Here is a 7,334-nt window from a genome sequence, read left to right as displayed (position 1 = left end):
CCCACGAATGCGCCAACTACTTCAAATCATGCGGGTACGAACCAGAATGATCGAAAACCGCTCTAATGATCAATTGGCGAGAGCCGCCGCTCTCCGGCGATTTGCCGAGTTGATCAAAAAGCGTCAACCGCTTTACAGCCTGACCGCTACCGATTCGAAAAATTGCCGAAGCAAACTCAAGTGGTTCTTCAAAGGTAGAAGCTGGAAAAGACCGTTGCGAACGCCTTTTCTTCAATGCCGTTTCGGTCTTGGAAGTGCCCTTCCCATCACCTACTTCAGACTTAATTTCGGCTGCGTTACTCGGTTTTCGTGCCATGTGCCGCCCCATTATTGCCAGAGCAACATATACAGTCACTTGCGGCAATCAACTTTTGCGGTCACAGCGCCCTTGCGATGGCAATTATTTAATGCCCGTATCAATTGAGACTAACGTGGCGGTTCACGCCTTATTCCTGGGATCGCTCAATCCAGCCGCGGCAGGTAGTGATCGCCGCGCGCGATGGCCTTGAACAGCTCGCCCTCGCGCCGCACGATCAGCACTTTCTCGCTCTGCACGAAACGCTGGTCCGCGTTGTCGGGCTCGAGCATCACGTAGTGCGTCTGGCCGAAATGGTCGGTCACCTTCGCCCGCGCCGGATTGCCCGCAGAGGCCGTGCCGATGACCACTTCCGCCTCGCGACCGACTAGCGCCGAGACGTTGATGGCGGTGGTCTCGTCCTTGGGCAGCATACGTCCCAGCGGGCGGGAAATGGCGCCGGTGGCGGGGAGCGACACGAACGCGGAGCCCGCGCTCACCAACCATGGCGACCACGCCGCGCCAGTGAGCGCTTCCAGAAAGTGTTGCCCGGCCAGCCCGATCACGCCGAAAAGCGAGAGCAGGATCATCAGCCACATCATGAACGGCACGCGGCCGATGCCCAGCAGCGAGAGCAGTCCGGCATCGACGCCCATGTCGCCATCGACGTCCACATCCACGTCGACGTCGGTATCCGCTCCCAGCATGTCGCCGAGGCCGATTACCTGCAGCAGCGCCAGCAGCGCAACGACGGCCAGTGCGACCGAGAACGGCAGCCCTTCCGGCTGCAGCGCCAGGTCGAACATCAGCCACGCTCCCGCGCGTCGACGTACTTCGTTTCAAGGAAGCGGTTACGCGTCGCGAGACCGTCGATATCGTTGCGCGAGAGGTCGACGCTCATAGCCTCGATCTCTTCGGAAATGACGCAAAGGCCATCGACCAGTTGCTCGGACGGCGTGGTGCCACCCGTACCCGGCTTGCTGCGCAGCGCGGGCGGAATGCGGGTGTAGCTGTCCACCAGTCCGGGCAGATGCTCGGACAGCAGCTTGCGCACCTCGCGCGCGGCGGGGCCGGTTTCTTCCAGCATGGCAAGCTGCGGCGCGATCTGTTCGAGGCGCACACCGATCATGTCGATGGCATCGATCGCGGCATTGGGCAGCGCGCGGCGCTTTCCTTCCAGCCACAGTTCAGCCGAACCGGCCAGTTCGGTCAGACTTGCACTTTCAAGGTCACCGGCATTGGTACGCGGCGTGGCGGGATAGACGGCCAACAGCGTGAAGACGGCAATGCCCAGCAGGATCGACAGAACCGTCGCCATGAACGGCAGGCCGCCCAGCGCCAGCGCGGTCACCAGCGTCGCGATCCAGATTCCGGTAAGTGCCAGGAAAGCGCGGCGCAGGCGGCGCAGGCGGAAACGCCAGCGCTCCTTGCGCGCCTCGTACAGACGCGCGGCGCGCTGCCGGCGGGCGGCACGGACGATTTCCTGGGATATGCGGGCGGGCGGGTGTGCCATTGCTATACAGCCTCCACCGGGAAATCCTCCCTGTCGCGCAGCGATGGGGAGGGGGACCGCCCGTGTAGCGGGTGGTGGAGGGGTAAGCCTCCCTCCGTCAGCGACTGCGTCGCTGCCACCTCCCCATTCCGCAAGCGGAACAGGGAGGATTTGAGGATCGTGCGGGTCGTTGCCATCGGTTACTGGTCCAGCGACTCCAACAGGTTCCGGGCGGCGGTGTCATCACCGGCAGCGATGCCTTCCGACTGGCCCTGCGCGCGGGCGATATAGGCCTTGGACTTGCCGATCTCGCCTTCGAGCGAGGTGACGGTCTGCTTCATGGAATCGAGCGCCTTGAGCTTGAAGGTGTCGATCGAATCCATCGTGTCATAGATGTTCTGGAACGCGCGGCTCAGCGTCTCCAGCGGGATCGTCGCGCTGGCGGCCTGCTCGTGGATGCGCGCGGTGTTGTCCTTCAGCATCTGGCCTGTGCTGTCGATGATGTTCGCGGTCGTGGTGTTGAGCGCGGTGATCTGGTCGAGCACCAGCCGCTGGTTGGCCATCGCCTGTGCCACCGTGACCGCCGTGCGCAGCGCGCCGACAGTGGTTGTGGAAGCGCGGTCCACGCCCTTGATCAGTTCGACATTGTTCTTCTTGACGAGATCGAGCGCGAGGTAGCCCTGCACCGAGACGGCCATCTGCGTCAGCAGGTCCTGCGTGCGCTGACGCACGTAGAACAAAGCGGATTCGCGCACGGCCTTTGCCTTCGCCGGATCGGTGTGGTCGAGATCCTCGGCCTTCTTCTCCAGCGCCTCGTCGAGCGCCTTGGACATGAAGACCATCTGTTCCAGCTTGCCCATGGCCGCCCAGAGGTTCTGCCGTTCGACATCGATGGCGGCGTTGTCCATCAGCAGTTCGTCCTTGCCGCCCTGCAGGCGGGTGAGGATCGCGCTGATGTGGCCCTGCGCGCTCTGGTAGCCCTCGAAATAATTGCGCAGCTTCGATCCGAACGGAATGATCCCGAAAATCTTGCGCTTCGAAAGCAAGTCGCCCTTGGTCGAGGGATCGAGGTCCTCGACGGTGCGGCGCAGCTCGGCAAGGTCGGCGCCGACGCCGGTGTCCTTGTCCATCGCCCGGATCGGCCGGTCGAGGAAGCGGTTGGAATGGCCCGCGGCCTCGGCGATCTCGCGCCGACCCATGTTGGTGATCTGATCGACGCGGCGGCCGAACTCGGGCGAATTGGAATCCTGCGTCACCAGATCGTCGACGAATTCGTCAACCCGAACCTGCAGCCTGGTCTTCTGATCCTCGTCCACCGGCACGAGCCCTGCGGCGCGCTCGGGCTGAACGGCCGGCACGGGATCGGGCGGAGTCAGCTTGAGCTCACTCGCGGTATCCTGGTCGGTCATCACGGCCATGCTGGGAAATCCTTGTCTTTCAAAACCCCGGAACGGGAAGAAATCTAAGGTTGACCGCCAAGGACTACAAGCAAAACCGGGGCCATGCCCGGCGACTGCTCGACGAAGGCCCGACGGGGATCGACAATCGGGCAGAAAACGCCCCTTCCTGGGATAGGATCACACCAAAAGCATGGAATCGTCACGCGCCACGACCGCGAGCGAGAGCCCGACCGCCTTGGCCCGCCGTACGGCGAGATCGGTGGGCGCGGAGATCGTGACCAGCAGAGGACAGCCCGCGCGCACCGTCTTTTCGACCAGTTCGTAGGAGCAGCGCGAAGTCATGATGATGAACCCGGCGGCGGGATCGCCTCCCTCGCGCGCCAGATGGCCGACCAGCTTGTCGAGCGCGTTGTGCCGGCCGACGTCCTCGCGCACGGCCAGCACCGCGCCGTCTTCGCTGCAGAAGGCAGCGGCGTGGGTGGCCCGGGTCTGGCGGCCGAGCGGCTGACGGTCGCGCAAGGCCCCGAGTGCGCGGCCGATGGCTTCGGGGCTGGCCTCGCTGCGGCGCTGCAAGGGCGGGAGCGGCCGAAGCGCGGCCTCCACACCCTCGATCCCGCAGATGCCGCACGAACTGTCGCCCACCCGGCGCCGTGCGCGTTCGAGAATGGGACCGAGCCGGTCGGCAGGCAGATTGACGCGGGCGACATGGCCGCTGCCCCATTCTCCGCTCTCGACTTCATGCAGCACCACCTCGCCAACCTCGTCTGCCGCGGCCAAACCCTCGGCCATCAGGAAGCCGGTAACGAAGTCTTCCAGATCGATCGGCGTGGCCATCATCACGGCATAGGCGATGCCGTTGGTCTCGATCGCGACCGGCGCCTCGATGGGAATGGAAAGCGTTTCGTCAGCATCGGACGGCGCGCCATAGGCACTGCGACGCACCTCTATTTCAAATGTTCCGTCCATGATTTCCGGCTGTTCCAGCGCGCTGCTCCTGCTCGACCCCGGTCCGCTTTTGCGGCGGTGCGCCCGGTTCCATAACGCGCGAAACGCAAAAGGTCATGCGGGCGGTCGGCAGGCCCCTTGCCGGAGGGCCGGTGAGAGATTTTTTACAACGATGCGAGGCAAGCCCGGATTTTTCCGTTTGTATCCGAAACCTCAACAATCGGCGCATTTTGTTCCATATGGACCCCAAATCCACATACATTTTGACAAGCCTCATCGCTACAGCGCTACGCCCCAGCGATGGGCTCGCGCCTCAGTTGCCCACAGATGAAGCCAATTTGGCTTGCGGCAGCGAACCCGTTTCCCCTAAACGCGCCCCTCATTCCGGCCGTGCGCACCAGAACAAAGGGGCATGCAGGTCGCCATCCGGAATAGTTCGGGACCGCGCTTTTCGGGACGGTCTCACGGCCCGTCATGCAGACCGGTCCGTTCAACGAGATAGGTACGCATCACATGAGTTGGCTCAGCAAGGTCCGCAATTCGCTTTCCAGTCTGGCGAAGCGTGACACGCCCGACAATCTCTGGATGAAATGCCCGAGCTGCAGCCAGATGCTGTTCGCGAAGGACTTCGAAGCCAACCTCTCCGTCTGCCCGCATTGCCAACACCACGGCCGCATCGGCGCCGAGGCGCGCTTCGACCTGTTGCTGGATGCAGGCTACACCGTGCTTTCCACGCCGAAAGTCCCGGAAAACCCGTTGGGCTTTCGCGATACCAAGAAATATTCCGACCGCCTTCGCGCCGCCCGCGCTAGCAATCCTTATCCCGACGCGTTGACCAACGCCCTCGGCACTATCGAGGGCATGAAGGCCGTGCTTGGCGTGCAGGACTTCAAGTTCATGGGCGGCTCGATGGGCATGGCCGTAGGCGAGGCTTTCGTGGCCGGCGTCGAACGCGCCATTGCCGAGAAGTGCGGCTATGTGATCTGCACCGCGGCGGGCGGCGCCCGCATGCAGGAGGGCATCCTCTCGCTGATGCAGATGCCCAAGACCACCGTGGCCACGCGGCGCCTTGCCGCCGCCGGCCTGCCCTACATCGTCATCCTGACCGATCCCACCACCGGCGGCGTCACCGCGAGCTATGCCATGCTCGGCGACGTGCAGATCGCCGAACCGGGCGCGCTCATCGGCTTTGCCGGCCAGCGCGTGATCCAGGATACCATCCGTGAAAAGCTCCCCGACGGCTTCCAGCGCGCCGAATACCTGTACGACCACGGGATGGTCGACATGGTGGTCCACCGCAAGGACCTGAAAACGACGCTGGCAACGCTGCTGGGCTATCTCAACCGAAAGGAAGTTGCGTGAATATCGATAGCGCTCTGGTTCGCGAGCTGGCCGAACTGCTTGCCGAAACCGGCCTCTCGGAAATCGAGGTGGAGGACGGCGACCGCAAGATCCGCGTCAGCCGCCAGATGGTGCAGCAGATGGCGGCGCAATATGCCGTCGGCGCGCCCGCCATGCCGATGGCTGCCCCGGCAGCGGCACCGGTCGCCGCCGCTCCGGCAACCGAAGCCGCAACTGCCGCCGCTCCGGTCGATGCCGTGAAGTCGCCGATGGTCGGCACCGTCTATCTTGCCCCCGAACCCGGCGCCGCCGATTTCATCTCGGTCGGCAAGGCAGTGAAGGAAGGCGACGTGCTGTTGATCATCGAAGCCATGAAGGTGATGAACCAGATCACCGCGCCCAAGTCCGGCACGGTTACCGCCATTCTCGTCGACAACCAGCAGCCGGTCGAATTCGACCAGCCGCTCGTGGTGATCGGCTGAGGGCGGAGCGCTTCATGGCCATCAAACGCCTCCTGATTGCCAACCGCGGCGAAATCGCCCTGCGCATCCACCGCGCCGCGCACGAGATGGGCATCGAAACGGTCGCGGTGCATTCCACCGCCGATGCCGATGCCATGCATGTACGGCTGGCTGACCATGCCGTGTGCATAGGCCCCGCCTCGGCCTCGGACAGCTATCTCAATGTCGCAGCGATCATCTCGGCGGCCGAGATCACCGACGCCGACGCGATCCATCCCGGCTATGGCTTCCTCTCCGAGAACGCGCGCTTCGCCGAGATCGTCGAGAGCCACGACATCGCCTGGGTCGGCCCCAAGCCCGAGCACATCCGCACCATGGGCGACAAGGTGGAAGCCAAGCGCACCGCCGGAGCGCTGGGCCTGCCGCTGGTGCCCGGTTCGGACGGCGCAATCGAGGACTTCGCCGAAGCGCGCGCGCTGGCTGAAAAGATCGGCTATCCGGTGATCATCAAGGCTGCCTCCGGCGGCGGCGGTCGCGGCATGAAGGTCGTGAACTCGGCCGAGGAACTCGAAAGCCAGATGGGCCAGGCCCGCTCGGAAGCGAAAGCGGCTTTCGGCGATGCCACCGTCTACATGGAAAAGTACCTCGGCAATCCGCGGCACATCGAATTCCAGGTCTTCGGCGACGGCAAGGGCCATGCCGTGCATTTGGGCGAGCGCGACTGCTCGCTGCAGCGCCGCCACCAGAAGGTGCTGGAAGAAGCCCCCTCGCCTGTCATCACGCCGGAAGAACGCGAGCGCATGGGCGGCATCGTCGCCAAGGCGATGGCCGACATGGCCTATCGCGGCGCGGGCACGATCGAGTTCCTCTGGGAAAACGGCGAGTTCTACTTCATCGAGATGAACACCCGCCTACAGGTGGAACATCCCGTCACCGAAGCGATCACCGGCGTCGATCTGGTGCGCGAACAGATCCGCATTGCCGCAGGCAAGCCGCTCTCGTTCACGCAGGACGAACTCGAGTTCAAGGGCCACGCGATCGAATGCCGCATCAATGCGGAAGACCCGTGGACCTTCGCCCCCTCACCCGGTCTCGTGAGCAGCTACCACGCGGCGGGCGGCATGAACGTGCGCGTCGATAGCGGGCTCTACGCCGGATACCGCATCCCGCCCTACTACGATTCCATGATCGGCAAGCTGATCGTCTCCGGCCGCACCCGCGAAGGCGCGATCCTGCGCCTCAAGCGCGCGCTGGAGGAAATGGTGATCGAAGGCGTGAAGACCTCGATCCCGCTGCATCAGGCCCTGCTGGAAGATCCCGAATTCAACAGCGGCGATTACACCATCAAGTGGCTCGAGGAGTGGCTCGCCAAACGCGCGGGCTGATCGGAATGACACTAA

At 63.8% G+C, this 7,334-nt stretch carries 8 protein-coding genes; 4 read left to right on the top strand and 4 right to left on the bottom strand.

Features of this window, described 5'->3' with window-relative positions:
- The coding region (locus IEX64_RS24450; protein WP_229710446.1) for a hypothetical protein at positions 1-424 on the top strand (424 nt) is incomplete at its 5' end.
- A gap of 38 nt (positions 425-462) precedes the next feature.
- Here IEX64_RS24450 and IEX64_RS15450 read toward each other — a convergent pair.
- The 4 genes from IEX64_RS15450 to fdhD all read right to left on the bottom strand — a co-directional run bounded on the left by IEX64_RS15450 (position 463) and on the right by fdhD (position 4,153).
- Positions 463-1,101: a YqiJ family protein gene (locus IEX64_RS15450; RefSeq protein ID WP_188820954.1), complete on the bottom strand. Its 639-nt coding sequence runs from the start codon at positions 1,099-1,101 to the stop codon at positions 463-465.
- Positions 1,101-1,808 carry a hypothetical protein gene (locus IEX64_RS15445; RefSeq protein WP_188820951.1) on the bottom strand — a complete coding sequence of 236 codons (708 nt, stop codon included), beginning with the start codon at positions 1,806-1,808 and terminating at the stop codon, positions 1,101-1,103. Before IEX64_RS15445 ends, IEX64_RS15450 begins: the two co-directional genes overlap by 1 nt.
- Positions 1,809-1,987: 179 nt before the next feature.
- Positions 1,988-3,205 carry a toxic anion resistance protein gene (locus IEX64_RS15440; RefSeq protein ID WP_188820949.1) on the bottom strand — a complete coding sequence of 406 codons (1,218 nt, stop codon included), beginning with the start codon at positions 3,203-3,205 and terminating at the stop codon, positions 1,988-1,990.
- A 159-nt stretch (positions 3,206-3,364) separates the two neighbouring features.
- A complete protein-coding gene (gene fdhD, locus IEX64_RS15435) occupies positions 3,365-4,153 on the bottom strand; it encodes a formate dehydrogenase accessory sulfurtransferase FdhD (RefSeq protein WP_188820947.1) in 789 nt (262 codons plus the stop codon).
- A gap of 492 nt (positions 4,154-4,645) precedes the next feature.
- Between fdhD and accD the strand changes: the two genes are divergently transcribed.
- From accD to accC, 3 genes are read left to right on the top strand one after another with little or no spacing between them, the layout of a single operon-like run.
- Positions 4,646-5,494: an acetyl-CoA carboxylase, carboxyltransferase subunit beta gene (accD, locus tag IEX64_RS15430; RefSeq protein WP_188820945.1), complete on the top strand. Its 849-nt coding sequence runs from the start codon at positions 4,646-4,648 to the stop codon at positions 5,492-5,494.
- Positions 5,491-5,955, top strand: a complete 465-nt coding sequence (accB, locus tag IEX64_RS15425; protein WP_188820944.1) for an acetyl-CoA carboxylase biotin carboxyl carrier protein — start codon at positions 5,491-5,493, stop codon at positions 5,953-5,955. Before accD ends, accB begins: the two co-directional genes overlap by 4 nt.
- Positions 5,956-5,969: 14 nt before the next feature.
- Positions 5,970-7,319, top strand: a complete 1,350-nt coding sequence (accC, locus tag IEX64_RS15420; protein WP_188820942.1) for an acetyl-CoA carboxylase biotin carboxylase subunit — start codon at positions 5,970-5,972, stop codon at positions 7,317-7,319.
- The last annotated feature ends 15 nt before the right edge of the window (positions 7,320-7,334 follow it).

The sequence above is a fragment of the Novosphingobium indicum genome, from assembly GCF_014645195.1.
GTDB classification, from domain to species: domain Bacteria; phylum Pseudomonadota; class Alphaproteobacteria; order Sphingomonadales; family Sphingomonadaceae; genus Novosphingobium; species Novosphingobium indicum.
The sequence above is the reverse complement of the archived record's forward strand: the minus strand, read 5'-3'. Positions and strand labels throughout refer to the sequence as shown.